Origin of the sequence: Actinomadura livida, from assembly GCF_014648675.1 — a bacterium.
GTDB classification, from domain to species: Bacteria; Actinomycetota; Actinomycetes; order Streptosporangiales; family Streptosporangiaceae; genus Spirillospora; species Spirillospora livida.
Genome location: NZ_BMRO01000004.1, coordinates 293,202 through 318,144, shown reverse-complemented (window position 1 = coordinate 318,144; position 24,943 = coordinate 293,202). Strand labels below are relative to the sequence as shown.

Below are 24,943 nucleotides of genomic sequence, written 5' to 3'. Positions count from 1 at the left end.
TTAATGGCCAATATCTGGTCAAAGTGGGGCATTTCTCCGCTTCGTCCGAGGTGATCTCCAGGCGCTACCGTGTGTTCGACGCGCGCTCGGATCGATGGGGAAGGACCGACGCTCAGATGTCCGAACGGGTGCTCGCCGGGCGGTACCGCCTCCGGGAACGGCTCGGCAGCGGCGGGATGGGCACCGTCTGGTCGGCCGCGGACGAGACGCTGCGCCGCACCGTGGCGGTCAAGGAGATCGTCTTCCCGGACGTCCTCACCGCGGAGGAGCGCCGCGTGGCGACCGCGCGGGCGCAGCGGGAGGCGCGGGCGGCGGCGCTGGTCGACCATCCCGGCGTCATCACCGTGCACGACGTGGTGATCGAGGACGAGCGGCCGTGGATCGTCATGGAGCTGGTGAGCGGCGCGTCCCTCGGCGAGGTGCTCCGGCGGGACGGCCCGCGCACGCCCCAGGTCGCGGCCCAGATCGCCCTGCAGGTGCTGGACGCGCTCGACGCCGCGCACCAGAAGGGCGTCGTGCACCGGGACGTCAAGCCCAGCAACGTGCTCCTCGCCGAGGACGGCCGGGTCGTGCTGACCGACTTCGGCATCGCGAGCATCGAGGCGGACCCGGGCCTCACCCGCACCGGGACGTTCGTCGGCTCGCCCGGATACATCGCCCCTGAGCGGCTGCGGGAGCAGCCGGGCGGCCCCGAGTCCGATCTCTGGTCGCTCGGCGCCACCCTTTACGCGGCGGTCGAGGGAAGGCCGCCGTTCGAGCGGGAAAGCTCGATGGCGACGCTCGGGGCCGTGCTGACCGAGGAACCGGCGCCGCCGCGGCGGGCAGGGTCCCTTTCGCCGCTGCTGTGGTATCTGCTGCAGAAGGAGCCGCACGCTCGGCCGAAGCCGGAGGACGTGCGGCGGGTTCTGCGAAATGTGTCCGCCGGAATGCCGTCCGGGCTGCCCGGTGCCGCTCCCATGCCTCCGCCCGCTCCCCCGAAGAAAGACCCTCGGCGTATATGGATTCCCGTCGCGGCGGGCGTCGCATTGGTCACGACCGGCGCCTTGTTCATCGTCGCCTTGGCCGTCAATGCCTCCAACGGAGGGGATGAGCCCCGGCCGACTCAGGGGGCGGCGGGGTCGGCCGCGCCGCAGGCGGCGTCTTCCAGCCCGCAGGCGACGCCGTCCGCGACGCCGTCCCCTCCCGCGCTCGACCTGTGCGGGCTGCTCACCCGGCAGCAGGTGAGCCGCCTGCTCCGGCAGGGAAAGCCGCTGGTCGAGGACGAGGACGATTCCTGCGGGTGGGCCGCCGCGAAACGCGGAGTCGTGATCACTGATCTCGGCCGCGCCGCCGGTGGGCCGCCGTCGCGGTCGCCGGCCGAGGCGCACAACAAATTCGTGAGCACGAAGAACGCGTCCCGGGGCGGGGTCCATTACTGGGGATGGCCCGAGATCGACGTGAACCACGTAAAGGCGCGGGAAAGCGGGGCGACCAACCTCAACGGGGTGGGCGACGAAGCCTTCACCTACACTTCCACGGGTCTGTCTAAGCCCATGGACATATCCGGTGTGGTGCTGCGGGTGAAGAATTCGGTGCTGCGGGTCGAGCACATGTACGAGCGCGGCACCGCGTCCCCCGGCGAGGTCCGCGAGACGGCGCGGCAGATCGCGCGGGCGGCGGCGTGACAGCGCCGCCGCGCACGCTCGCCGGCCGCTACCGGCTCGTCCGGCGCCTCGGCGAGGGCGGGATGGGCGTGGTCTGGCTCGCCCGCGACGAGCTGCTCGGCCGGGACGTGGCGGTCAAGGAACTCCTGCTCCCCGGCCATCTGAGCGCGCAGCAGCGCGAGCACGCGGCACAGCGCGCCCTGCGCGAGGCCAGGGCGGCCGCTCTGCTCCAGCACCGGTCGATCGTCACCGTGCACGACGTCGTGGTCGAGGAGGACGGGCCGTGCATCGTCATGGACCTGCTTCCCGGCCGCTCCCTGGACACGGTGCTCGCCGCCGACGGCCCGCTGCCGCCCGACCGGGTGGCGCGCATCGGCCTGGAGATCCTCGGTGCCCTCCGCACCGCCCACGCCCAAGGTGTGCTCCACAGGGACGTCAAGCCCGCCAACATCTTCCTCCGCGAGGACGGACGCGCCGTCCTCACCGACTTCGGCATCGCCGCGCTGGAGGGCGACGCCACGCTCACGCGACCGGGTTCGCTGATCGGGTCCCCGGCCTACATGGCGCCCGAGCGGGTGCGGGACGACCTCAGCGGCCCCGCCTCCGACCTGTGGTCCCTGGGTGCGACGCTGTACGCCCTGACCGAGGGCCGCTCGCCCTTCGCCCGCAGCAGCATGATGGGGACGCTCGGGGCCGTCCTGGCGGACGAGCCGGACCCGCCCCGCGCCGCCGGGACGCTCGAACCGCTGCTGAAGGGGCTCCTGGTCAAGGACCCGGCCGCGCGCCTCGACGCGGAAGCGGCCGAGGCGTTCCTGCGGGGACTGGTGACGGGCGAGCACACGGCTCCTCCCCCACCGGCCGCCCCGGTCACGTCGCCGCATCCCGCCTATGACGGGCGTCCCACCGTTCCCGCCGGGCCGCCGAAGACCGGCCGGGGCTGGCTCGTCGCGGCCCTCGCCGTCGCGGTGGCGACGGTGATGGTCGTCGTGACCGTGCTGGTCATCGTGCTTCGCGATCGGGAGGAGCCGCCGCCACCGGTGGCGCGGGAGACGCCGTCCCCGTCCTCGAGTACGGCGGAACCGGTGCGCTTCGCGACCGCGCCCGCCCCGTGCGGGCTCATCACCGCCGAGCAGGCGGGCGAGCTGGTGCGCACGTTCCACAACCACGCCGACGAGAGCCCCGACTCGGACACCGGCCAGCCGCGCAAGGAGTGCGTCTGGCAGACCTCCGCCACGGCGGACGGGGACGAGCGGCTCAGGCTCACGCTCCGCACCGCGGCGAGCACGGCGGCGGCCCGCCGGCTGCTCGCCGAGGAGAAGCAGAACGCGACCGAGCGGGTCACGCCGCTCTCCGGCCTCGGCGAGGCCGCCTTCGCGACGACCGGCCCGGACGGCGGTGCCGTCGTCTTCTTCGGCGTCGGCAACCTGGTGTCCGAGATCCGGTACGACAGCGGACGGGAGCGGCAGGACGAACTCGCCCTCCAGGCGGCGCGGTGGGCCCGCGCGTCCCTCGGACGCGCCTGAGAACCGGCGCCATTCCGCTTTTCCGTGAAATCCACAGGGTCTTCTTTCATCGGGTCGAGCCTTGTCGGGGCTGGTTGAACGGGCAATTCCGCGGAGCGCCGCGGCGCCACGTGAAACACGTTGACGAGTCGAATCGCTTCGATCACTCTCCTGGGCAGCGGTGTCGCCGACCTGGAGGGTTTGTCCGATGCGGAGATCGTTCACTCGCGCGGTGGGGGCCGTCGCGGCCACGTTGGCGCTGGTCGCCGGGGCGGTGGTGGGGGTCGCCACCGCCGCGCCCGCGGCGCCCGCCGCCGAGGCCTATGCCTGGAAGAACGTGCGGATCGACGGGGGCGGATTCGTACCCGGCATCATTTTCAGCCGCAAGGAGAGAAACCTCGTCTACGCGCGCACGGACATCGGCGGGGCCTATCGGTGGGACCAGTCGGGAAGGCAGTGGGTGCCGCTGCTGGACTGGGTCGGGTGGGACAAGTGGGGGTACAACGGCGTGGTCAGCCTGGCCGCCGATCCGGTGGACGCGAACCGGGTCTATGCGGCCGCCGGGATGTACACCAATGACTGGGACCCCAACAACGGCGCGGTGCTGAGTTCGTCCGACCGGGGCAGGACGTGGCGGACGGCGGAACTGCCGTTCAAGCTGGGCGGCAACATGCCGGGACGCGGGATGGGCGAACGGCTCGCGGTCGACCCCCACGACAACCGGGTGCTCTACCTGGGGACGCCCGAGGGCAACGGGCTGTGGCGGAGCACCGACCAGGGCGCGACCTGGGCGAAGGTGAACAGCTTCCCCAACCCGGGCGACTACGCCGACGATCCCGGTGACAGCAGCGGGTACGGCAGTCACCGGCCGGGCGTGGTCTGGGTGACGTTCGACGAGAGCGACGGCACGGCGGGCGCGCCGACCAGGACGATCTACGCCGGCGTCGCGGACAAGCAGAACACCGTCTACCGCAGCACCGACGCGGGCGCGACCTGGGAACGGGTGCCCGGCCAGCCCACGGGTTACATCGCGCACAAGGGCGTGCTGGACGCGACCAACCACGTCCTCTACATCGCGACCAGCGACACCGCGGGCCCCTACGACGGCGCTAAGGGGGACGTGTGGAAGCTCGACACGCGCTCCGGTGCGTGGACGCAGATCAGCCCCGTGCCGTCCAGCAGTTCCGACGCGTACTTCGGCTACAGCGGCCTGACGATCGACCGGCAGGACCCCGAGACGCTGATGGTCGCCACGCAGGTGTCCTGGTGGCCCGACATGATCATGTGGCGGAGCACGGACGCCGGCGCGACCTGGACGCGCATCTGGGACTGGACGAGCTACCCGGACCGGAGCTTCCGCTACACCCACGACATCTCGGAGGTGCCCTGGCTGACGTTCGGGGCCAACCCGGCGCCGCCCGAGGTGGCCCCGAAGCTCGGCTGGATGAACGAGTCGGTGGAGATCGACCCGTTCGACTCCGACCGGCTGATGTACGGGACGGGCGCGACGATCTACGGCACCGAGGACCTCACCAAGTGGGACGCGGGCGGCCAGATCGGGATCCGGCCGATGGTGCGGGGGCTGGAGGAGACCGCCGTCCTGGACCTGGTCAGCCCGCCGTCCGGCGCGCCGCTGATCAGCGGGCTCGGCGACATCGGCGGGTTCCGGCACGCCGACCTCGGGGCCGTTCCGCGGACGATGTTCACCCAGCCCGTGTTCACCAGCACGACCAGCCTCGACTACGCCGAGGCGAATCCGGGCGTGGTCGTGCGGGCGGGCAACTTCACCGACTCGGACCGCCCGGACGACAGCCATGTGGCGTTCTCGACGGACGGCGGGGCGAACTGGTTCCAGGGCACCGAGCCCGGCGGCGTCAACAACGGCGGCACGGTCGCCGCCGCGGCGGACGGCGGCCGTTTCGTCTGGGCGCCCGGTGACAGCGGCCAGCCGGTCGTCCACTCGGTGGGGTTCGGCACCGGCTGGAGCCAGTCGTCCGGCGTGCCCGCCAACGCGATCGTCGAGTCGGACCGGGTGAACGCGAGCAAGTTCTACGCGGTCTCGGGCGGCCGCTTCTACGTCAGCACCAACGGAGGCGCGTCGTTCTCGGCGGCGGCGTCCGGGCTGCCGACCAGCGGGGTCCACGTCAAGGCGCTGCCCGGCGAGGAGGGCGACATCTGGCTCGCGGGCGACACCGGCCTGTTCCATTCGACCGACTCCGGCGCGAGCTTCACCAAGATCTCGAACATCTCCGACGCCGTGAACGTGGGCTTCGGCAAGGCCGCCCCGGGCGCGAGCCACCAGGCGCTCTACCTGATGGGGACGGTCGGCGGCGTGACCGGGCTGTTCCGGTCGAACGACGCGGGCGGCACCTGGACGCGCATCAACGACGACCAGCACCAGTACGGCAACGCGGGCGAGGCCCTCACCGGCGACCCGCGCGTCTACGGCCGCGTCTATCTCGGCACGAACGGCCGTGGCGTCATCTACGGCGACACCTCCGACACCACACCGACCAGCACGCCGACCACCCCGACCACCACCCCGACCACTCCCCCCGCCGGGACCGCGTGCAGTGCCTCCTACGAGACGACGGGGTCTTGGCAGGGCGGTTTCCAGGGTGAGGTCACCGTCCGCAACACCGGGACGGACCCGCTCACGGCATGGCAGGTCTCCTGGACGTTCGGCGGCGGCCAGACCGTCACCCAGTCCTGGGGCGCCAAGGTGACGCGGGAGGGCACGGCGGTCACCGCGGCGAACGAGTCGTGGAACGGGTCCCTGGCCGCGGGGGCCACCACCACGTTCGGCTTCATCGGCACCGGCCCGGCCGGAAGCATCGACCCGGACTGCTCCGGCCGGTGACACCGTGGGGCGGGCGGACACAGCCGCCCGCCCCCGGTGACCGTCCTACAGCGGACGCGGGTTCACGCCGCCGTAGCCGGCGAATGCGATCAGCAGGTCAGGTTGCCGCCGGTGGGCACGCCCAGGCGCTCGGTGAACCTCCGGTAGGTGTCCACCCTGCTCTGCACCTGGGCGGGGTTACCGCCGTCGCATTCGATGCTGCCGTTGATGCTGCGGATCGTCTGGCCGAAGCCGTGCCCGTTGACCATGGCGTTGTGGCCGGTCATCGAGCCCGGACCGCGCTGGGTCATCCAGTACCAGAGGGCGGTCTTCCACGCCACGGCCGAGTTCTGCTCCACCTGCCACGGGTTGTGCAACAGGTCGAGGCCGAGCGCGTCGCCCGCCGCCTTGTAGTTGAAGTTCCAGCTGAGCTGCATGGGGCCGCGGCCGTAGTAGGCCGACTGCCCGGCAGGGCAGCCGTAGGGCCGGCCGCGGTCGCAGTAGTGCGGGTAGTTGGCGCTGTTCTGCTCCACGATGTGGACGAGCCCGCCCGTCTCGTGGCCGACGTTGGCCAGGAACGCCGCCGCCTCCTGCTTCCGCGTCGTGTCGCTCCCGGTGGTCGCGAACGCGGGGAAGGCGGCGATGGCCGAGGTCAGGCCGCCGTAGGTGTAGAAGGAGTTGCGGTTCGGGAACAGCTGCTGGAACAGCGACTCGCTCACCACGAACCCGCTCGGGCCACCGGGCCCGCCGGGGTCGTCGCAGGTGTACGGGTCCCAGAACCAGTGGCTGATCACCGGGTCGTAGCCCGGGTTCTCATGGACGGCGATGTAGTGGTTGCCGTCGGTGTACCGGACGATGCTGCCGACCGGGTACCACTGCCCGGCCACCCAGTTCGGCGCGTTGCACGCCGCCGCGGCGGCCGGCGACGCGGTGGCCGGGGACGGAACGGCGAACATCGTCGCGACCGCGAGGACCACGGCGCCGAGCAGCGCCAGAACGCGCTGCGGTGTCAGGGCGGGCTGCTGTGTCACCGCACCTCCAGGTCGACGCAGGCGTAGAAGGCGTTGGCGGTGTCGGCGATGTTCCACACGGCCAGGACCTTCTGCCGGCCGCTGACGCCGCCGAGGCCGATGGTGTGCGAGACGGTGGCGGGCGGCTGCTGGCCGTGGCCGTCGACCACCGCGACGCGCCTGTCCCCGACGTAGTACTCGTAGTTCAGCGTGCGGTGCCGGGCGGTGAACGTCCAGGTGAAGGTCACCGTGTTGCCGACGGAGGTGACCCGCCAGCCCTTGCCGTCATCGTCCAGCTCGCGGAACCGGGCGTTTCCGCCGCTGCAGCTGCGCAGGCCCTTCGGCCCTTCGACGCTCTGCGGCTCCCACTGGATGGCGCCGCACTCGACGATGCGCTGCGCGCACTGGGCCTGCCGGCTCAGCGGCGCCGAGACGTAGCCGTGGGCGTGGGCGGCGGACGCCGGAAGGATCGCGGAGAGGAGGGGGGCGATACCGAGGCCCGCCACGACGGCGGCGAGCCTGGGGCTTGACTTCTTCATGCGGGGATTCCCTTGCGTTCGGGGTGGGTCGTGTTCGACGCGCGCCGTGCACTGGGGGGAGCGGGGACTGCATGGAGACTCCATCTGATAGGAAACTTTCCTATCAGCTAAGACCGACGGTAACCCCGCGTCCGGAAGCGGACAAGGGTCGGTGCCGACGGGCCCGCCGGGCGTGCCGAGACCAGCGCAGGCCGGAAACCGAACCAGCCTCGCCGCCGCCAGGATTTCGTCAGAGTTTCGCCATCACCCGGTCCGCGTTCAGCAGTTTCTGCCCAGCGGGCGGCCACTTCCCCGTGATGGACATGCAGGGTCCAGGGAAGGGTAAGGGACGGCGAATATCGTCCGGGAGGACCGGTGATGGCGAAGCGACCGCGGCCGGAGATCGACACGAGCGCGCCGCAGTCGGCGCGGATCTGGGACTACTGGCTCGGCGGCCGGGAGAACTACCCCGTGGACCGCGAGGCCGGTGACGCCGTCCTCCGGGTGCTGCCGGGGATCGCCGGCTCGGCCCAGCAGGACCGCGCCTTCCTCGGGCGCGCGGTGCGCTTCCTCGTCACGGCGGGGATACGGCAGTTCCTGGATCTCGGATCGGGCCTCCCCACCGTCGACAACACCCACGACGTGGCGCAGCGCATCGCGCCATCGTCCCGGATCGTCTACGTGGACAACGACCCGCTGGTCCTCGACCACGCCCGTGCCCTGCTGACCAGCACCCCCCAGGGGGCGTGCGACTACATCGAGGCCGACATCCGCGACACGGAGGACGTCCTGTCCGGCGCGGCCCGCACGCTGGACCTCGACCGCCCGGTCGGGCTGATGCTGCTCGGGGTGCTGAACCACATCCTGGACGACGACGAGGCGGAGCAGATCGTCGCGCGGCTGGTCCGCAGGCTCGCGCCGGGCAGTTACCTGGTCATCTCGCACACCTGCGACGCCACGACAGACGAGCTGGACGGCGCGGCGATGCGGCGGGCGGTGCGGGAGGTCATGGACCGCGGCGGGACGCCCATCCGCGCCCGGTCCCCGGAACAGATCGAGAAGCTCTTCGTCGGCGCGCGGCTGGAGGAGCCGGGGGTCGTGTCGTGCTCGCGGTGGCGTCCCGACCCGACGCGGCCGCCGGGCCCGGAGGTTCCGCACTACAGCGGCGTCGGCATCGTCACCGGCGACACCTGACAGAATCGGGACGTGGCGAAATCGGTGCCCAAGTCGAAGAAGTGTCCCTGCGGTGCCGGGCCCCGGTACAAGGACTGCTGCGGGCGGCTGCATCGGGGGGAGGCGCGGGCCGAGACCGCCGCGGAGCTGATGCGGTCGCGGTTCAGCGCGTTCGCCGAGCGGGACGAGGCGTACCTGCTGCGGAGCTGGCATCCCGCCACGCGTCCGGAGCGCATCGACTTCGACCCCGGGACCCGATGGGTGCGCCTGGAGATCGTCCGGGAAGAGAGCGGCGGCCCCGGGGACGACAAGGGGACGGTCGAATTCCGCGCCCACTACCTGGACGGCTCGACGCCCGGCGAACTGCACGAGGTCAGCCGGTTCGTCAGGCACGACGGCGGGTGGGTCTACGTCCGCGGCAAGGTGAGCTGACCGGTGCGCCCCGTCACGCCGCCGGGTGCGCCCTGAGGCGCCATCCGCAGCGGACGAGGAGGATCAGCAGCAGGGCGGGCGCGACGAAGACGGCGGCGCGCAGGGTGGTGAGGTCGGCGAGCGTCCCGAGGGCGAGCGGGGCGAGGCCGATCGCCACCCCGGACGCGAGGGCGCAGCGGGCCGCCGCCCGGACGGGCTGAGCCGGCCACGCGGCGAGCGCCCGCGCGAGGATGACCGGGTAGAGCAGCGCGACGCCGAGCCCGGTCACCAGCAGCCCGGCGACCGCGGCGGAGGCGGGCGCGGCCCACAGGACCGCGAATCCGGCGACGCCGACGGCCGTCGCCGCGACGACCAGCCGGTCGGCCCCGCCCGCTGCGCGGACGAGGGGCCCGGAGGCGATCCGTCCCACGGCCATGCCCAGCACGAACGCGGCCGAGAGCGTGGTCGCTGCGCCGGAGCCGAGGCCCTTGACCGACCGGAGGAAGTCGGCGGCCCAGAAGACCATGCAGAACTCGACGCCGACCGCGAGCACCAGATCGGACCACCGGCTCACGAACGCGCGCGGGGCCCGGCTCCCGGCGTCCGGCGGGACGTCCGCGGGTGTCACCGGCACCACGGCGCGCCGCGTGAGCAGCAGGATCGCGGCCAGCGCCAGCGGCGGGACGGCGAACGCGAACCGCCACCCGAGCCCGGCGGCGAGCGCCGCGCCGATCAGGAGCGGCGACAGCACGGACGCCGTGCTCGCCACCGCGTTGGCCTCGCCGATCGGGACGGCCCCGTCTCCCCCGTGCAGCGCCCGCAGCCCGGCCGGGACGAGCTGGACGAGCCCCGCGCCGCCCAGCCCGAGGACGAGCGCGCCGATCCCGGTCCCGACCCGCCCGCCGCCGGCGGCGATGATCCCGGCGCCGCCGGCCAGCGCGGCCAGCGCCGCGGGCAGCGCCAGCCGCCCGAGCCGCTCCGCGAGCCGGTGCCCGACGAGCCCGACGACCACGAGCCCCAGCGCGAACGCCGACGGGTAGAGGGCCGCCTCGGCGCGCGGGAGCCCGCGCTCCGCGCGCAGCTCGGGCAGGATCGCGCCGAGTGCCGTCAGCAGGTAGCCGAGGCAGCCGAACGCCAGGTAGAGGCCGAAGGTCGAGGAGGTGCGCCGCAGCACCGCGGTCTCGCTCATGGGTCACCCCGGGAGGAATATGCTCGTGCCACGAGGATAATCCGGAACGGCCAGGATGTCACCATGCAGCCGAAGACCGCGCACTCGGCGCGGGCCCTGCGCAGCCAGGGCGCGCTGGCCGTGCTGCGGCACGTTCACGCGCACCCGTCCGCGACCAGGGCGGAGGTGGCGCGGGCGCTGGGGCTGAGCAGCGGGTCCGCCGCTGAGATCACGGCCCGGCTCAAGGCGGCGCGGCTGGTCCGGGAGACCCCGCCGCCCCGCGCGAGCGGGCGCGGCCGGCCGTCCCCCGTCCTCGGCGCCCACCCGGAGGGCCCGCTGGTGTGCGTGGTCGCCATCAGCCACGAGGAGTGGCGGGTGGCCTGCGTGGAACTCGGCGGCCGCGTCATCACCGAGGACAGCGGCCGGCACGCCGGATCCCCCGGCCTCGTCGGGACGCTCGCCGCGCGCGTGGCCGCGCTGCACGCCCACTACGGCGGGCGTGTCCGCGCGGTGTCGGCCGGCGTCGCCGGGACCGTCAGCGGGACGACGATCATCCAGGCGTCCGGGCTGGGCTGGCGGGACGTCGCCCTCGGGCCGCTCCGGCCGCCCGGCGTCCCCCTGCTCGTCGGGAACGACGCCTCGCTCGTGGGGCTCGCCGACGCCCGGCGCGGAGCGGGGACGGCGGCGCGGGTCGTCCTGCACCTGACGGTCGAGGTCGGCGTCGGCGGCATCCTGGTCGTGGAGGGGCGGCCGGTGGACGGCGCGACCGGCGCGGGCGGCGAGTTCGGGCACATGCCGTTCGGCGACCCGGCGCTGGAGTGCCCGTGCGGGGCACGCGGCTGCTGGGACCTCGCGGTCGACGGGCGCGCCATGGCCCGCGCGCTCGACCGTCCCCCGCCGGCCGACCCGCGCACCGCGGCCGGCGAGATCATCGCGTCGGCGGCGTCCGACCCCGCCGCGCTGAACGCCGTCGCAGGTGCTGCCCACGCACTCGGACGGGGCATGGGCGCCCTGGTCAACGCCCTCGACCCGGACGCCGTCACCCTCTCCGGCCTGGCCCTCGACCTGGACGAGCGCACGCCCGCGGCCCTGCGGGACGGCTACACCTCGGCCCTCATGCGCTACCGCCGCGCCGCGCCGCCGCCCGTCCTGCGGTCGCCCCTCGGCCCGCAGGGCCCCCTCATCGGCGCCGCGGACGCCGCGTTCGACGTCCTGCTCACTGAAGAGGGCCTGGAGACCTGGTCACGCGTCTGACCTGGTCACGCGGTCAAGCCTGGCTCCATTCGGGGATCGCGCCCGCCGCGAGCAGGCGCAGGTCCGGTGCGGCCTCCAGGGCCTTCTCCTCACCGCCCGGCGTGTAGGTGACGATCAGCCGGAGCGGGCGCCACGTCGCGTTGTACGTCGAGTGCCAGACGCCCTTCGGGATGTGGACCGCGTCGCCCTCGCCGATCCGGAACGGCTTCCCGTCGTCCACCATCTGCGCCGCCTCCCCGGAGATCACGTAGATGACCTCCTCGGCGCCCGGGTGGTTGTGCCGCGCGTGCCCCTTGCCGGGATTGACGATCACCTCGCCGAGCGTGCTGCCCGCGCCGGGCACGGACGACGGCGTGACGAACCACTTGATGGACCCCCAGTCGAAGGTCATCGTCGTCACGTCTCCTGGGTTGACCAGCATCAGAGCTCCAGATTCTTGAAGGCGGCCACCTGCCGCGTGATGGCCCGCTCGGTCGGCAGGCGCTCGACCGAGGACGCCCCGAAGAAGCCCACGACGCCCTCGGTGCGGGAGAGCACGTACGCCGCGTCGTCCGGTTCGGCGATGGGCCCGCCGTGGCACAGCACCAGGACCTCCGGGCGGACGGCGAACGCGGCGTCCCGCATGGCCTGGACCCGCTCGACCGCCTCGTCCAGCGTCAGCGCCGTGCCCGCGCCGATGCTGCCCTTCGTGGTGAGCCCGACGTGCGGCACGAGGACGTCGGCGCCCGCCTCCGCCATCGCCCGCGCCTGGTCCTCGTCGAAGACGTACGGGGCGGTGACCAGGTCGCGCTCGTGCGCGAGCCGCACCATCTCGATCTCCAGGTCGAAGCCCATGCCGGTCTCTTCGAGGTTCTGCCGGAACACGCCGTCGTACAGCCCGACCGTCGGGAAGTTCTGCACGCCCGCGAACCCCATGGCCTTCAGCCGGTCGAGGAACACCGGCATCACCCGGAACGGGTCGGTGCCGCACACCCCGGCCAGGACGGGCGTGTCCGCCACGACCGGCAGCACCTCGGACGCCATCTCCACCACGATCTGGTTCGCGTCGCCGTACGGGAGCAGCCCGGCGAGCGACCCGCGCCCCGCCATCCGGTACCGGCCCGAGTTGTAGATGATGATCAGGTCGACCCCGCCGGCCTCCGCGCACTTGGCGGACAGCCCGGTGCCCGCCCCCGCGCCGATGACGGGCCTGCCCTCCGCGACGGCGGCCCGGAGCCGCTCCAGGAGGGTTCCCCGCTTCATCACGCTCCCTCCGAGATCATCCGGTGCAGCCGGTCGGCCATCGCGCGGCCGAACGACGGATCGTTGATGTTCACGTCGAGCCTCTCCGTCTCCACCGCGCCCGCCACCGCGCCCGCCATGGCCGCGAAGCACGCCTCGTCCGCCGCCGGGTCGTGGAACGGCAGGCCCGGCGCGTCCAGCGCCGACACCCCCCCGAGCGGGACGAACAGCGCCGCCGGCCCGGTCGCGGCGGCCAGCTTCGCCGCCACCCGCCGCCCCAGCTCGGCCATCTCCTCCGGCGTCGTCCGCATCAGCGTCACGGTCGGGTTGTGGACGTACAGGACGCGCCCCTCGAACCGCTCCGGGACGGTCTCGCGCGGCCCGAAGTTGACCATGTCCAGCGCGCCCGGCGCCACGACCTGCGGCACCCCGCGCCGTCCCGCCGCCGTGAGCCGCTCGGGCCCGGCCGACAGGACCCCTCCCACCAGGTCGTCGGCCAGTTCCGTCGTTGTCAGATCGAGCACGCCCTCGACCAGCCCGCTCTCCACCAGCCCTTCGAGGGCCCGGCCGCCCGCCCCGGTCGCGTGGAAGACGAGCACCTCGTAGCCCAGCTCTTCGAGCCGCTCCCGCGCGGCGTCCACCGCCGGCGTCGTCACCCCGAACATCGAGGCCGCGACCACGGGCCGCTCGTCCGCCGGGGGCGCCGCCCGCGCCGCCTCGTACGCCCGCGCCATCCCGGCCGCCGCCGCCGCCGCGTTCCCGAGGACCAGCCGCGTCACCCGGTTCACGCCCGCGATGTCGGCGACGCTGTACATCAGCGTGACGTCCTTCGCGCCCACGTACGGCGTCACGTCCCCCGACGCCATCGTGGACACGATGAGCTTGGGCAGCCCGATCGGCAGGTCCCGCACGGCCCGCGCCGCGATCGACGACCCGCCGCTCCCGCCGACCGCGAGCACGGCGTCGACCCGGTCCAGCCCGGCGAGCACGGCCGCCGCGCCCTCCCCCATCGCCGTGACGGCCGCCCCCCGGTCCCCCGCGTCCCGCAGGGCCCCGAGCGACGTGCCCCCGGCCTCCGCGACCCGCTCGGCCGGAACGTCGGCTTCGACATCGGACGCCTCGATGCCCGTGTCCACGAGCACCACATCGCAGCCCAGCGCCCGCACCCGCTCGCGAAGCCACGCGTACTCGGCCCCCTTGGTATCGAGCGTCCCCACCAGCACCACAGTCGCCATGAAGGACGAGTTCCCCACCGCGCCGCCCCGCAACCGGCCCCCCGCAACCGGCATCGGCCAAGGAGGGGCGTCAGGCCGGCGTCGGTGCTTGCGGCTCGGTGATGAGGCCGTCCTCCAGGTGGAGGACGCGGTCGGCCTCGGTCAGCAGGGTCTCGTCGTGCGTGGCCACCAGCACCGTCACGCCTTCGCTGGCGACGAGGGCGCGGAGGAGGGGCATGATCGCGGAAGCCGTCTCGGAGTCGAGCTGGCCGGTGGGCTCGTCGGCCAGGAGCAGGCGGGGGCGGTTGGCCAGGGCGCGGGCGATGGCCACGCGCTGGCGCTGCCCGCCGGAGAGCTCGTGGGGGCGCTGGGCCGCGTGGTCCGCGAGGCCGACGAGGGACAGCAGGACGCGGACGCGCTCGTCCCGTTCGGCGGGCGGCGTGCGGACGAGCCGGAGCGGCACCTCGACGTTCTCGGCGGCGGACAGCACGGAGATCAGGCCGTGGGACTGGAAGACGAACCCGATGTCGTCGCGGCGCAGGGCGAGGAGGTCGTCCTCCGGGAGGGCGCCGACGTCGCGGCCGTTGACGTGGACGGTGCCCCCGTCGGGGGTGTCGAGGCCGCCGATCAGGTTGAGGAGGGTCGTCTTGCCCGAGCCCGAGCGGCCCTTGATCGCGACGAGCCGCCCCGGGTCGACGGAGAAGGACGCGCCGCGCAGGGCCGGGACCTCGATCCCGCCCGTCCGGTAGGTGCGGGTGAGCCCCTCGACGGCCACCATGGGGTCGGTCATTCGCGCTCCTCACCGGGCCGGACGCGGATGTGGTCGGTTTCGAGGTTGAGCCGGACGCGGTCGCGCATGCCGAGCGCCTCGGTGAACGGCGCGGGCAGCTGCACCCGCCCGGCCCGGTCGAGCACGGCGTACTCCTCGGCGGCGCCGGCGCGGCGGCGGACCTCGCTGCTGGTGCGGCCGTCGCGGATGCCGACCGTGCGGTCGACGTGCCCGGAGATCTGCCGGTCGTGGGTGACGACGACGGTGGTGGTGCCGAACTCCTCGTTGACCTGGCGGAGCGCGGCGAAGACCTCGGCGGCGGTGGCGGTGTCGAGCTCGCCGGTGGGCTCGTCGGCCAGCACGACGCGGGGCTCGTTGGCGACGGCGACCGCGACGGCGATGCGCTGCTGCTGGCCGCCGGACAGCTCGTCCGGGCGGCGGCCCGCGCAGTCGCCGACGCCGAGCATGCCGAGCAGCTCGGCGGCACGGGTGGCGCGGGCGCGGCGGGACCGCCCGGCGAACCGCATCGGCAGCTCGACGTTCTGCGCGGCGGTCAGGTACGGGAGCAGGTTGCGGGACGTCTGCTGCCAGATGAAGCCCACCCGCTCGCGCCGGAACGCCAGCCGCTCCCGCGCCGCCATCGTGAGCAGGTCGGAGCCGGCGACGCGGGCGACGCCGGCGGTCGGCACGTCCAGGCCGGACAGGATGTTCAGCAGCGTGGACTTCCCCGAGCCGGACGCGCCGACGACGGCGACCAGCTCGCCGGGGTCGACGAGCAGGTCGAGGCCCTGGAGCGCGACGACCTCGACCCCCTCGGTCTTGTAGATGCGGACCAGGTTGTCGCAGACGATGTGGGCGCCCTCGCCGTAGCCGGGCGTGCGTTCGGCGGCGCGGCGCTCCAGTTCGGCGAGGTCGGGCGTGTCGGTCATGGGTCCCCCGTTCTCAGGGCGGTTCCGGGGCGGGAGTCGGCGGCGCGGTCGACGGCGGCGGCAGCGGCGGCGGCGAGCAGCAGGGCCGCGGCGAGCCCGAGCAGCGCGGGGGCGCCCGGGAGGTGCGCGGCGGCGGCGAAGCCCCCGGTGTAGGGGCGCAGGTCGGCGGCGGGGCCGATGATCCGGGGCAGCAGCAGGCCGAGCGCCCAGCCGGCCCCGACCGCGCAGAGCAGGACGGGCGCGATCTCGGCGAGCGCGAGGGCCCGGCTCTGCCGGCGGCTCAGCCCGAGGGCGCGGAGGCGGGCGACGGTGCGGCCCCGTTCGCGGGCCCCCACGACGAGGACGAGCAGCACGGCGAGGAACCCGTACGCGCCGCCCGCGAGCGCGACGTCCCAGAACGTGCCGTGCACGACGGAGACGAGCGGGACGCCGGCCATGCCGTCCAGCACGTCCTGCCGCAGCCGGACGTCCCGGCCGGGGACGGCGGCGCGCAGCGCCTCGGCGTCCAGTCCCTCCCCGGCGACGAAGACCTCGGACGGGAACCCCTTCGCCTCGGCGAGCAGCTTGTACGGGACGACGACGAACGCCGACCCCGGGTCCAGGCCGGGGAAGCGCTCGATCCGCCCGGCCGGCGTGACGCGCATCGGGTCGAGGCCGGGGCGGCTCAGCGTCACGGCGTCCGTGCCGAGGAGGCGGGAGGCGGACACCGAGAACCAGGCCCCGGACGCGTCCGGCACACCGGGCGCGATCCCGCGGTAGGCGTCCAGGTCCACGCCGATCACGGTCACCGGGACCCGGTCCCCCTCGGCGGTCACGTTCGTCACGACCCGGGCCGGGACCGCCCCGGTCACGCCGCGCACCGCGCGGATCCGGCGGAGCGCGGCGTCGTCCACGGGCCCGGCCGAGATCCGGGCGTCGGCCCCCACCTCGGCCCAGGACGCGCGCTCCTGCCCGTCGCGCAGCGAGGTGCCGACGGTCGCGGTGAAGCCCGCGACGGCCGTGGCGATGAGCAGGACGGCCAGCGGCAGCGTCCCGGCGAGCCCCTGCCGTCCGGCGCGGGCGAGGCCGAGGAACGCGACGGCCCCGCGCCGCCGCCGCAGGTACGGCCCGGCGGCGCGCAGCAGGTAGGGGTAGGCGCGCAGGACGAGGACGCCGAGCGCCGCGCCGAGCAGCACCGGCACGGCGGCGACCAGCGGGTCGGTCCCCGCGGCGGCGCCGCGGCCGCGCACCAGCACCACACCGATCACGGCGAGCGCCACGAGCAGGAGGTCGAGGACGAGCCGCCGCCGGGACGGCCGCGCCGCGGCGACGTCGTCCCGCCGGCCCGCCGACGACTCCAGGCCGCCGCCGCGTTCCCGCGCCACCGCCGCGGCGGACACGGCGACGACCGCCAGGACCGACGCGGCGATCGCGTACAGCGACGCGGCCTGCGGGGGCCCGGCGTCCAGCAGCCGCCCCGCCGCGTACCCGAGCGCGGCGGACGGGACGACGGCGAGCACGGTCAGGCCGCACGCGGGCACGGCGAGCTGCCGGAGCGCGGCGCCGCGGGCCCGCATCGTCCCGAGGACGGGCCTGAGCCGCACCCCGAGCAGCCCGGCGGCCAGCAGCAGCACCCCGGCGGCGACGGCGGAGAGCCCGCCGAGCGCCGGCCCGACGACGGACCTGGCCGTGTGGAGGCGGTCCGCGTAGCCGCGCAGCCGCCCGTCGAGCGGTGTCACGACCTCGCAGGGGAACAGGTCGGAGCGGCCGCGCACCGCGGTCCGGTAGGCGTCCAGGTCGTCCGCCATGGCGGCGACTCCCGCGGAGTCGACGGCGCCCCGGTGGACGGGGAAGCGCCAGCTGTAGGTGAGCCGCCGGTCCTGGTGGCGGGTGAGCATCGTGTACCCGCCCGCGTCGGTGAGCGCGGTGCCGACATCGGCGAGGACGCCGTCGCCGATGCCCGCCTTCATGGGCCGCAGCAGGGTGGGGCGCGGCGCCCAGTACGGGGCGGCGGCGTCGTCCGCCTCGTACACACCCGTGATCCGGACCCGCACGGGTGCGGGCACGTTGCGCTCATGGAGCTCGAGGCGGTCGCCGGGGGCGTACCCCATCGCGTCGGCGTACTCCCGGCCGATGGCGACCTGGATCTCGTCGCCCTCGTCGCCGATGCCGGACGGTCGGTTGACGGGCGGCTCCCCCGCGACGATGTGGGCCCGTCTGAAGGCGCCCTCGTCCCAGCCCAGGTAGAGCAGCCGCGGGCTCGGCGCCACGCCGGCGACCGTCATGCGCCCGGAGGTCACCGACGGCTCCGGCTCGCCGACGGCGCCCCGCAGGGAGGGCGGCAGCAGCTCCTGCCAGGCGAGGGAGTTGGTCGTCATCGCCGCCATCCCGGGGATCATGCGCGCCCCGGTCTCGCCTCCCGACCGGCCCTCCACGCGCACGTCCGCGCCCGTGCCCACCGCGGACGCGGCGGCACGGTCGTACCCGGCGGCGATCCGCGCCGGCAGGACGGTGGCGAGCAGCGCGGACACCGCCGTCAGCGCGGCCAGCGCGACGAGCGGCGCCCACTGCGCGCGAGCCAGCCGCAGCAGCGGGCCCCTCATCGGTCCTCCCCCGCGCGCAGGCCCGCGCCGAGATTCCGGCGGCGCAGCGTCCGGACCACCGCCGGCAGCACGAGGCCGAGCACCAGCGCCACCCCGGCGAGCATGCCCAGCACCACGGGCCACCGGACGACCAGCTCGGCGGGCGGGTACGGCTCCGCCGCCTGCACGCTCAGCACCACGTGCGGGACCACGAGCCGCGCCACCACCAGCCCCAGGACGGTCCCGCCGAGCAATCCGAGCACCACCAGGTACGCCTGCTCGATCGCGAACATCCCGGCGATCTGCCGGGGGCGCACCCCGAGCGCCCGGAGCACCGCCAGCTCGCGGGAGCGTGCCCCGGCGGTCACGGCGGCGTTCACCACGAACGCGATGACGGCGAACGCGAGCGCCGCGCCGAACCCCAGCAGCAGCGCTCCCTGGAGCGCCGCGCCCAGGTGGGCGTCCCGCCGCTGGGAGCGCAGCGCCGTGCGGTCGGCGGCGACCTCGCCCCAGGCGGGATGGCCCGTCAGCGCTTGGACGGCGGGGCCGGTGCGGCCTTCCCGCGTCGCCGCCCACCACTCCCCGGGCGTGACGCTTCCGGTGTCCGCCCCGCCCGCGGTGAGCCTGCTCCCGGTGAGGGTCGGCAGGTCCACCAGGACGGCCGGGACGTCGGGCGGAACGCTCGGCAGGGCGGGCGCCACGCCCACGACCTCGACCGGCTGGTCGCCGTCGACGGTGCTCAGCGTGACCGTGCCTCCCGTGCCGACCCCGGCGCGGCGCGCCGCCTCGCCGGTGATGACGCCCGGCACGGCGGGCTGGAGAGCGGTGTTCCCCGGGCCGCGGGACGGCGGCGCCGCCGCCGTCCCGAGCACCGCGGAGACCTCCCCCAGCGGCTCGGTGACCCGGGTCCCCGACGCGTGCTCCGGGGTGGGCGGGATCGTCAGCCGCCCCATCGCGCCCTCCGTGTCCGCCACGCGCGGGTCGAGCTGCTTCGTCGCGTCCGTGGAGCGGGCGAACGCGGCCCATCGGGAACCGGGCGGCCGGGGCGCCTCCCCGGTGCCGTCGCCCCGCACGGACAGGACGTCCAGCACGAGCCCCTTCGCGAGGGGGTTCTCGTCGTAGGAGTAGTGGATGCCCCGGATGGACAGCGGGTAGGACAGCGCGCCGTCCCGCCCGGCCAGATCGTCCAGGGCGATGGTGTGCTCGTCGCCGTCGGCGGCGATCCCGGGAAGGGCGGCCCTCCGGGTGAATCCCTGCCCGTCCACGATCGTCACGGCGATCTCGTGGTCCTCGCCCGGCGGCGGGCGGCGGCCCGGTTCGGCGGGGCTGAGCCGGAGGTCGAAGAGGAGACGCTCGGGCCGTCCCGGGACGGTCAGTGCCGGCGCGGCGGGACGCGCCCGCGCCAGCTCGTCCAGCCGCAGGTCGCGCCGCAGGCCGGCCGGGACGCGCAGCAGCGGGCCGAGCGCCGTCGCGTCCGCGCCCAGCAGGACCGCCGGGCGGGTGCCGAGACTGGCGTCCGCCCGCAGCACCGGTGTCGCGGACGTCACCCCGGGCAGCGCCGCGAACCGCCCGCCCTGCCCGAGCGGCGCCGGGCCCTCACCGCCGGACGACGGGACGAACCGCAGGTCGGCGCCGCTCCTGAAGTCCGCGCGGTCGGTGTGCGAGCGGCTCCACGTCGAGATCGTCGTCACCGACAGCACTCCGACCGCCATCGCCATGACCAGCAGGAGCACCGGACCCGTGTAGCGGAGACGGCGGCGCCCGACCTGCCGGGTGCCGAGCGCGGGGACGAGGCCCCGGCCCCGCGTGGCGACCCGTTCGGCCGCGCGGGACACCGCCGGCACCGCCCGGAGCAGCAGCACCCCTCCGGCCAGCAGCGCCAGCGCGGGCCCGGACACGATGAACGGGTCCACACCGCCCGGTCCGCCGCCGGGGCCGCCGCCCGCGCCGTCCACCCCGTACCGGGTGAGCTGCCAGACAGCCAGCCCGGCGACGAGGAGCAGCGCCAGGTCGACGCCGGATCCGCGCAGCACGCCCCGCCCCGGGCGGCCGAGCCCGGCCTGCGCCTCCACGAACGTGCGGTTCGCACCGCGCAGCGTCGGGATCGTCAGGGCGACCGCGCAGGCCAGCGCCACCGCGACCGAGACGATCCACAGCGCCGGGGACGGCCCGGCCGCCGGCCGCAGCCCCGACTCGCGCACCGCCGGGGCGTACCCGGCCAGCCGCAGCAGCGGCCCGGCCAGCAGCGGGCCGAGCACGGCGGCGGGCAGCACGACCAGCAGGCCCTCGGCGAGGCCGGCGGCCGCGAGCTGCCGCATTCCCATGCCGCGGGTCCGCAGCAGCGCGACCTCGCCGCGCCGGTGGTCGGCCAGGAGCCGGGCGACGAGCAGCCACGCGCATCCCGCCAGCACCACCAGCTGGATCACCGGGATGAGCATCGCGGAGCGCGCGACCTGGACGGCCTCGCGCAGTTGCCGCAGCAGTTCCGGTAAGTCCGTCACCACGGAGTACTGCGCGCCGTCCCCGCCCTCCCGCAGGGTCTCCTCACCGGCGCCCACGCGGTCGGCGAGCGGGCCGAGGTCGCCGGTGTCCAGGACGCTCAGGTCGGGCAGGACGGTGAACCGGGCGTCGGAGCCGGTGCCGCCGAAGCGCTCCCCGAACACCTCGGGAGGCACCACCAGCGGCCCGTACGTCGTGTAGTCGAGGCGTTCGGCGCCGGTCGTGACGAGCCCGTCGCCCTGCCAGAAGTGGTGGCCGGGGTCGGGGACGTCGAACAGCCCGACGACCCGGACGTCCACGGCCGACGCCGTGTCGACGCGCCCCTTCAGGGTGAAGGCGTCGTCCACCTCGACGCGCATGGCCTCGGCCGCGGCGCGCGGCAGGACGGCCTCGACCTCGCCGGACTTCCCGCCGGCGGCGGGCCAGCGGCCCGAGGTGAGCCGCGCGTGCCGCTCGATCCCGGTGTAGGCCGCGAAGGTGGTCAGCTCGGGATGGTCGGCGTCCTCCTGGCCCGGCAGCGTGTACGAGTCGCCGCGCACGCTCATCGAGACCGCCAGCGGCACGTCCCCGTAGATCTCGCCGAGCGCCCGGCCGACCCGGTCCCGGACCTCGGCGAGCCCGCCGGGCCGGACGTGCGCGCCGATCGTCGTCCCGGCCGTCTCGAAGGTGGCGTCCGCCAGGGTGCGCCGCATCCCCTCGCGGGTCACCGGGCCGGTGTAGCCCGCCAGTGCCGCGAGGACCGCGGTCGTGAACAGCGCGGTCGCGCAGGCGGCCAGCATCAGCGTCCGGTCGCCGGCCATCCGCCCGATGACGAACCCCCGTCGTCGCCCCATGGAGGCCGATGATCATTTGTGTGTGACGGGCGTTACAAGGGACCCGGGGGATCTTTGACGAATCGCGACGTTTTCGCAATCTTCGCGCCGGCGCCCGGCGTCTAGGTGCCCGGCGTCGTTTCCGCCCGCCACACCGACGCGCCCGACGGCGGGACCGACTCCGCCCGCCGCAGGATCTCCGCCGGGTCGAGGAGGGCGCCCGCGGCGAGCGCGGCCGGGCCGAGGGCGGCGCCGAGCCGGCCGGTGGCGCGGTCGATGTCCTCCTGTTCGGCCGGGCTGGGCGGTAGGCCCGCCGACTCGCGGATCGCCGCCGCCTTGCCCAGGGCGTGCACCGCGTCCTCGGTGCGGCCGGCGAGGCTCAGCGCGCAGGCCAGCCCCTCCAGCGAACCCGCCAGGTCGCGCGGGGCCTCCAGGCGGATCGCGACGGCCAGGGCGTCCCGCTGCAGGGTGAGGGCGCGCGCCGCGTCGCCGCGGGCCTCGGCCACACGGGCGAGGCCCGTCTGGACGAGGGTGAGGTAGAGCGGGGGGAACTCCTCCGGGGACGCCGCCGCCAGCAGAGGGCGCAGGCAGTCCTCGGCATCGTCCAGCCGGCCTTCGCCGGCCGCCGCCAGGCCCTGGCCGATGGCGGCGAACGTCACGGCCTGCGCGAAGCCCTGCTCCACGGCCACCCGGTGCGCGCGGCCGCACAGCCGGCGGGCGGACGCGTAGTCGCGGCGCAGGTAGGCGATCCAGCCGCGCCAGGCCATCCGGACGGCGACGTCCGGCCACAGGCGCAGTTCCTCGGCCAGCCGCTGGCCCCGGTGCTGCAGCCGCTCGGCGCGGTCGTAGTCGCCGGTCAGCTCGGCCGCCGCGCCGAGCCACTCCGCCGTCTGGAGCCCGCCCCAGCGGTCGCCGACCTCGGCGAACAGGGCGGCGGCCCGCTCGGCGTCGCGTTCCAGCGCGACCGGGTCTCCGTGGGCGTGGGCGTGCTGGGCCCGCAGGGCGAGCGCCGCCGCCTCCCCCCAGCGGTCACCGGACGCGCGGAACGAGGCCAGCGCCTCCTCCAGCGCCGCGGCGCCCGCGCCGGCATCGTCCAGTTCGACGTTGGCGTAGATCAGGAACCACCTCGCCCAGGCCCGCAGCCGCTCGTCCCCGGTCCCGTCGACGCGGGCGAGGGCCTCGTCGCGGCGGGCCCGCCAGTCCGGCGGGGCGCTCTTGAGGACGGCGAGGCCCGTGCGCCACGTCAGCGCCCTCGCGCGCACCACGGGGTCCCCGCCGCCGTGCCGGAGCGCCGCGTCGAACGACCGCAGCGCCTCGGTCAGCCGGCCGCGCAGGAACCAGTACCAGCCGAGCGCGTTGACCAGCCGCAGCGCGGCGTCTCCGGTGGCGGCGTCCAGGGCGAGGCGGAGGTTCGCCGACTCCAGGTCGAGCCGGCGGAGCCAGCGCGCCTGGTCGGGGCCGTAGAGGTGCCGTTCCGCGCGCTCGGCCAGGTCGAGGTAGTGGCGGCCGTGATCGGCGCGCGCCCGCTCCTCCTCGCCCGCCTCGGCCAGGCGTTCGGCGGCGTAGGCGGCGACGGACTCCAGCAGCCGGTAGCGCGGCCCCTCGCCCGGCCGCTCCGTCATCACGACCAGCGAGCGGTCGACCAGCCGCACCAGGACGTCCAGGACCTCCCCGGCGGGGACGTCCGGCCCGGCGCAGACGGCCTCGGCGGACTCGGCCGCGCATCCGTCGGCGTGCACGGACAGCCGCCGCAGCACGGCCCGTTCCGGCTCGGTCAGCAGGTCCCAGCTCCAGTCGATCATCGCGGTGAGCGTGCGCTGCCGGGCCGGGGCGCCGCGGTGCCCGGACGACAGCAGCCGGAACCGGTCGTCGAGCCGGTCGACGATGCCCGCCACGCCGAGCGTCCGCACCTTGGTCGCGGCCAGTTCCAGGGCGAGGGGGATGCCGTCGAGGCGGCGGCACAGCTCGCCGACCGGGCCGGCCGTCGCCTCGTCCAGCCGGAACCGCCGCGAGGACGCCGCCGCCCGGGTCGCGAAGAGCCGGACCGCCCCGGCGGCTCCGGGGTCGTCGCCCTCGCCGGGCACGTCGAGCGGCGGCACCGACCACACCACCTCGCCGGGCAGCGCGAGCGGCTCCCGGCTGGTGGCGAGGATCCGCACCCCGGGGACGCGGCGCAGCAGCCGCTCCGCCAGTTCGGCGGCCTGCTCGATCACGTGCTCGCAGTTGTCCAGGACGAGCAGCAGCCGGCGGGCGCCGAGCGCCGCCGCGAGCCGGTCCAGGGCCGCGCCCCCGGTGCCCGGCGCGTCCCGGATGTCGAGGATCGCGGTCACGGCCTCCGCGAGGTCGGGCACCGTGGAGCGCTCGAACCCGGCCAGCTCCGCCATCCACACGCCGTCGCCGAACGCGTCCACGAGCCCGGCCGCCGTCTCGATCGCCAGCCGCGTCTTGCCGACGCCGCCGGGGCCGGTGAGGGTGACGAGCCGGTCGGTGCCGATGCGCGCCCGGATCTCCCGGACGGCGCCGTCCCGCCCGATCAGCTCGGTCGGCGGGACGGGCAGGTTCGACCGGGGGCGGGGCTCCGGCGCGGCGGGGGCGTCGAGGGCCGGGTCCTGCCGGAGGACGGCGCGCTGGAGATCGGCCAGCTCGGCGCCGGGATCGAGGCCCAGCTCATCCGCGAGCAGCGTCCGGTAGCCGTCGTAGCTCTCCAGCGCCTCGTTCTGGCGGCCCGCCCGGTAGAGCGCCCGCATGTGCGCGGCCCGCAGCCGCTCCCGCAGCGGGTGGGCGGCGACCGCGGCGCCGAGCTCACCGGCCAGGGCGCCGTGCCCGCCCAGGTCGAGCCGGGCCTCGGCGTGCTCCTCCAGCGCGGTGACCCGCAGCTCGCCGAGGCGCGCGGCGGCGGGGCGGGTGAACGGCTCGTCCGCGAAGTCGGCGAACGCGGGGCCGCGCCACAGCTCCAGCGCCTCGGCGAGCAGGGCCGCGGTCTCCTCCGGCTCCCCGGCGCGGCGCGCGGCGGCCACCAGGTGCTGGAAGCGCCGCGCGTCCACCTGCTCGTCGGCGGCGCACAGCAGGTACCCGGCGGGACGCGACTCCACCAGCGCCCGCGCGCCCGGCTCGGCGTCCTCCAGGACCCGCCGCAGCTGCGACACCTTCGCCGACAGCGCGCCCATCGGGTTGCCGGGCAGGGCGTCGCCCCACAGGTCGTCGATCAGCCGGTCGGCGGGGACCGGGCGGCCCTCGCGGACCAGGAGGCCGGCCAGCAGCGCCCGGACCTTGAGCCCGGGCACCGGAACGAGCCCGCCGTCGTCGGTCCAGACGGCGAGCGGGCCGAGCACCCCGAAACGCACACGCCGCACCCTAGTGCCGCCGTCCGACAACCCCGCCCGACGACCCCGGCGGAAAGCGACCGTAAGAATGCCGTAA

The 24,943-nt window shown here is 75.2% G+C and carries 17 protein-coding genes; 6 read left to right on the top strand and 11 right to left on the bottom strand.

The window, feature by feature from the left end; translation table 11 throughout:
• Positions 1-116 precede the first annotated feature (116 nt).
• The 3 genes from IEZ03_RS11110 to IEZ03_RS11100 all read left to right on the top strand — a co-directional run bounded on the left by IEZ03_RS11110 (position 117) and on the right by IEZ03_RS11100 (position 6,005).
• Entirely contained in the window at positions 117-1,664 is a 1,548-nt protein-coding gene (locus IEZ03_RS11110; RefSeq protein WP_184888542.1) for a serine/threonine-protein kinase, read from the top strand.
• On the top strand, positions 1,661-3,166 hold the full coding sequence (locus tag IEZ03_RS11105; RefSeq protein WP_184888544.1) for a serine/threonine-protein kinase: 1,506 nt from the start codon (positions 1,661-1,663) through the stop codon (positions 3,164-3,166). Before IEZ03_RS11110 ends, IEZ03_RS11105 begins: the two co-directional genes overlap by 4 nt.
• Before the next feature lie 187 nt (positions 3,167-3,353).
• Entirely contained in the window at positions 3,354-6,005 is a 2,652-nt protein-coding gene (locus IEZ03_RS11100) for a cellulose-binding domain-containing protein (protein ID WP_184888546.1), read from the top strand.
• Between the two features lie 89 nt (positions 6,006-6,094).
• Here the strand turns inward: IEZ03_RS11100 and IEZ03_RS11095 are convergent, their stop codons facing one another.
• Both IEZ03_RS11095 and IEZ03_RS11090 read right to left on the bottom strand, forming a co-directional pair.
• Positions 6,095-7,015, bottom strand: coding sequence for a chitinase (locus tag IEZ03_RS11095; protein ID WP_229808211.1), 921 nt, complete (start codon positions 7,013-7,015; stop codon positions 6,095-6,097).
• Positions 7,012-7,533 (bottom strand): lytic polysaccharide monooxygenase auxiliary activity family 9 protein, encoded by a 522-nt coding sequence (locus tag IEZ03_RS11090; protein ID WP_184888548.1) that lies wholly within the window; start codon positions 7,531-7,533, stop codon positions 7,012-7,014. The genes IEZ03_RS11095 and IEZ03_RS11090 overlap by 4 nt, the downstream gene beginning before the upstream one ends.
• Positions 7,534-7,890: 357 nt before the next feature.
• Between IEZ03_RS11090 and IEZ03_RS11085 the strand changes: the two genes are divergently transcribed.
• Positions 7,891-8,706 carry an SAM-dependent methyltransferase gene (locus IEZ03_RS11085; protein ID WP_184888550.1) on the top strand — a complete coding sequence of 272 codons (816 nt, stop codon included), beginning with the start codon at positions 7,891-7,893 and terminating at the stop codon, positions 8,704-8,706.
• Positions 8,707-8,718: 12 nt separating this feature from the next.
• Positions 8,719-9,117 (top strand): YchJ family protein, encoded by a 399-nt coding sequence (locus IEZ03_RS11080; protein WP_229808210.1) that lies wholly within the window; start codon positions 8,719-8,721, stop codon positions 9,115-9,117.
• A 13-nt stretch (positions 9,118-9,130) separates the two neighbouring features.
• Here the strand turns inward: IEZ03_RS11080 and IEZ03_RS11075 are convergent, their stop codons facing one another.
• Positions 9,131-10,285, bottom strand: a complete 1,155-nt coding sequence (locus IEZ03_RS11075) for an MFS transporter (protein ID WP_184888552.1) — start codon at positions 10,283-10,285, stop codon at positions 9,131-9,133.
• 63 nt (positions 10,286-10,348) lie between these two features.
• On the opposite strand from IEZ03_RS11075, the gene IEZ03_RS11070 reads away from it, so the two are divergent.
• A complete protein-coding gene (locus IEZ03_RS11070) occupies positions 10,349-11,518 on the top strand; it encodes an ROK family transcriptional regulator (RefSeq protein WP_184888554.1) in 1,170 nt (389 codons plus the stop codon).
• A 13-nt stretch (positions 11,519-11,531) separates the two neighbouring features.
• On the opposite strand, the gene IEZ03_RS11065 is transcribed toward IEZ03_RS11070, so the two are convergent.
• From IEZ03_RS11065 to IEZ03_RS11030, 8 genes are all read right to left on the bottom strand, one after another.
• Complete coding sequence (locus IEZ03_RS11065; protein ID WP_184888557.1) at positions 11,532-11,939, bottom strand: cupin domain-containing protein; 408 nt, start codon at positions 11,937-11,939, stop codon at positions 11,532-11,534.
• Positions 11,939-12,760: a phosphoenolpyruvate hydrolase family protein gene (locus IEZ03_RS11060; RefSeq protein ID WP_184888559.1), complete on the bottom strand. Its 822-nt coding sequence runs from the start codon at positions 12,758-12,760 to the stop codon at positions 11,939-11,941. Before IEZ03_RS11060 ends, IEZ03_RS11065 begins: the two co-directional genes overlap by 1 nt.
• Positions 12,760-13,974 (bottom strand): Tm-1-like ATP-binding domain-containing protein, encoded by a 1,215-nt coding sequence (locus IEZ03_RS11055; protein WP_184888561.1) that lies wholly within the window; start codon positions 13,972-13,974, stop codon positions 12,760-12,762. Before IEZ03_RS11055 ends, IEZ03_RS11060 begins: the two co-directional genes overlap by 1 nt.
• A 70-nt stretch (positions 13,975-14,044) precedes the next feature.
• On the bottom strand, positions 14,045-14,743 hold the full coding sequence (locus tag IEZ03_RS11050) for an ABC transporter ATP-binding protein (RefSeq protein ID WP_229808209.1): 699 nt from the start codon (positions 14,741-14,743) through the stop codon (positions 14,045-14,047).
• The gene (locus IEZ03_RS11045) at positions 14,740-15,651 is read right to left on the bottom strand and encodes an ABC transporter ATP-binding protein (protein WP_132052901.1); all 912 of its coding nucleotides are present in this window, start codon (positions 15,649-15,651) and stop codon (positions 14,740-14,742) included. Before IEZ03_RS11045 ends, IEZ03_RS11050 begins: the two co-directional genes overlap by 4 nt.
• Positions 15,648-18,233: an FtsX-like permease family protein gene (locus tag IEZ03_RS11040; RefSeq protein ID WP_184888563.1), complete on the bottom strand. Its 2,586-nt coding sequence runs from the start codon at positions 18,231-18,233 to the stop codon at positions 15,648-15,650. Before IEZ03_RS11040 ends, IEZ03_RS11045 begins: the two co-directional genes overlap by 4 nt.
• Positions 18,230-21,544, bottom strand: a complete 3,315-nt coding sequence (locus tag IEZ03_RS11035) for an FtsX-like permease family protein (protein WP_184888565.1) — start codon at positions 21,542-21,544, stop codon at positions 18,230-18,232. The genes IEZ03_RS11040 and IEZ03_RS11035 overlap by 4 nt, the downstream gene beginning before the upstream one ends.
• Positions 21,545-21,645: 101 nt before the next feature.
• The gene (locus IEZ03_RS11030) at positions 21,646-24,867 is read right to left on the bottom strand and encodes an AfsR/SARP family transcriptional regulator (protein WP_194506006.1); all 3,222 of its coding nucleotides are present in this window, start codon (positions 24,865-24,867) and stop codon (positions 21,646-21,648) included.
• Positions 24,868-24,943 lie beyond the last annotated feature (76 nt).

Excerpts from the sequence above, each read along its gene's own strand:
- IEZ03_RS11055 (WP_184888561.1), bottom strand. The coding sequence starts at position 13,974 with ATGGCGACTGTGGTGCTGGTGGGGACGCTCGATACCAAGGGGGCCGAG.
- IEZ03_RS11085 (WP_184888550.1), top strand. The coding sequence starts at position 7,891 with ATGGCGAAGCGACCGCGGCCGGAGATCGACACGAGCGCGCCGCAGTCG.
- IEZ03_RS11065 (WP_184888557.1), bottom strand. The coding sequence starts at position 11,939 with ATGCTGGTCAACCCAGGAGACGTGACGACGATGACCTTCGACTGGGGG.
- IEZ03_RS11050 (WP_229808209.1), bottom strand. The coding sequence starts at position 14,743 with ATGACCGACCCCATGGTGGCCGTCGAGGGGCTCACCCGCACCTACCGG.
- IEZ03_RS11070 (WP_184888554.1), top strand. The coding sequence starts at position 10,349 with ATGCAGCCGAAGACCGCGCACTCGGCGCGGGCCCTGCGCAGCCAGGGC.
- IEZ03_RS11075 (WP_184888552.1), bottom strand. The coding sequence starts at position 10,285 with ATGAGCGAGACCGCGGTGCTGCGGCGCACCTCCTCGACCTTCGGCCTC.
- IEZ03_RS11110 (WP_184888542.1), top strand. The coding sequence starts at position 117 with ATGTCCGAACGGGTGCTCGCCGGGCGGTACCGCCTCCGGGAACGGCTC.
- IEZ03_RS11040 (WP_184888563.1), bottom strand. The coding sequence starts at position 18,233 with ATGAGGGGCCCGCTGCTGCGGCTGGCTCGCGCGCAGTGGGCGCCGCTC.
- IEZ03_RS11035 (WP_184888565.1), bottom strand. The coding sequence starts at position 21,544 with ATGGGGCGACGACGGGGGTTCGTCATCGGGCGGATGGCCGGCGACCGG.
- IEZ03_RS11090 (WP_184888548.1), bottom strand. The coding sequence starts at position 7,533 with ATGAAGAAGTCAAGCCCCAGGCTCGCCGCCGTCGTGGCGGGCCTCGGT.
- IEZ03_RS11060 (WP_184888559.1), bottom strand. The coding sequence starts at position 12,760 with ATGAAGCGGGGAACCCTCCTGGAGCGGCTCCGGGCCGCCGTCGCGGAG.
- IEZ03_RS11100 (WP_184888546.1), top strand. The coding sequence starts at position 3,354 with ATGCGGAGATCGTTCACTCGCGCGGTGGGGGCCGTCGCGGCCACGTTG.
- IEZ03_RS11045 (WP_132052901.1), bottom strand. The coding sequence starts at position 15,651 with ATGACCGACACGCCCGACCTCGCCGAACTGGAGCGCCGCGCCGCCGAA.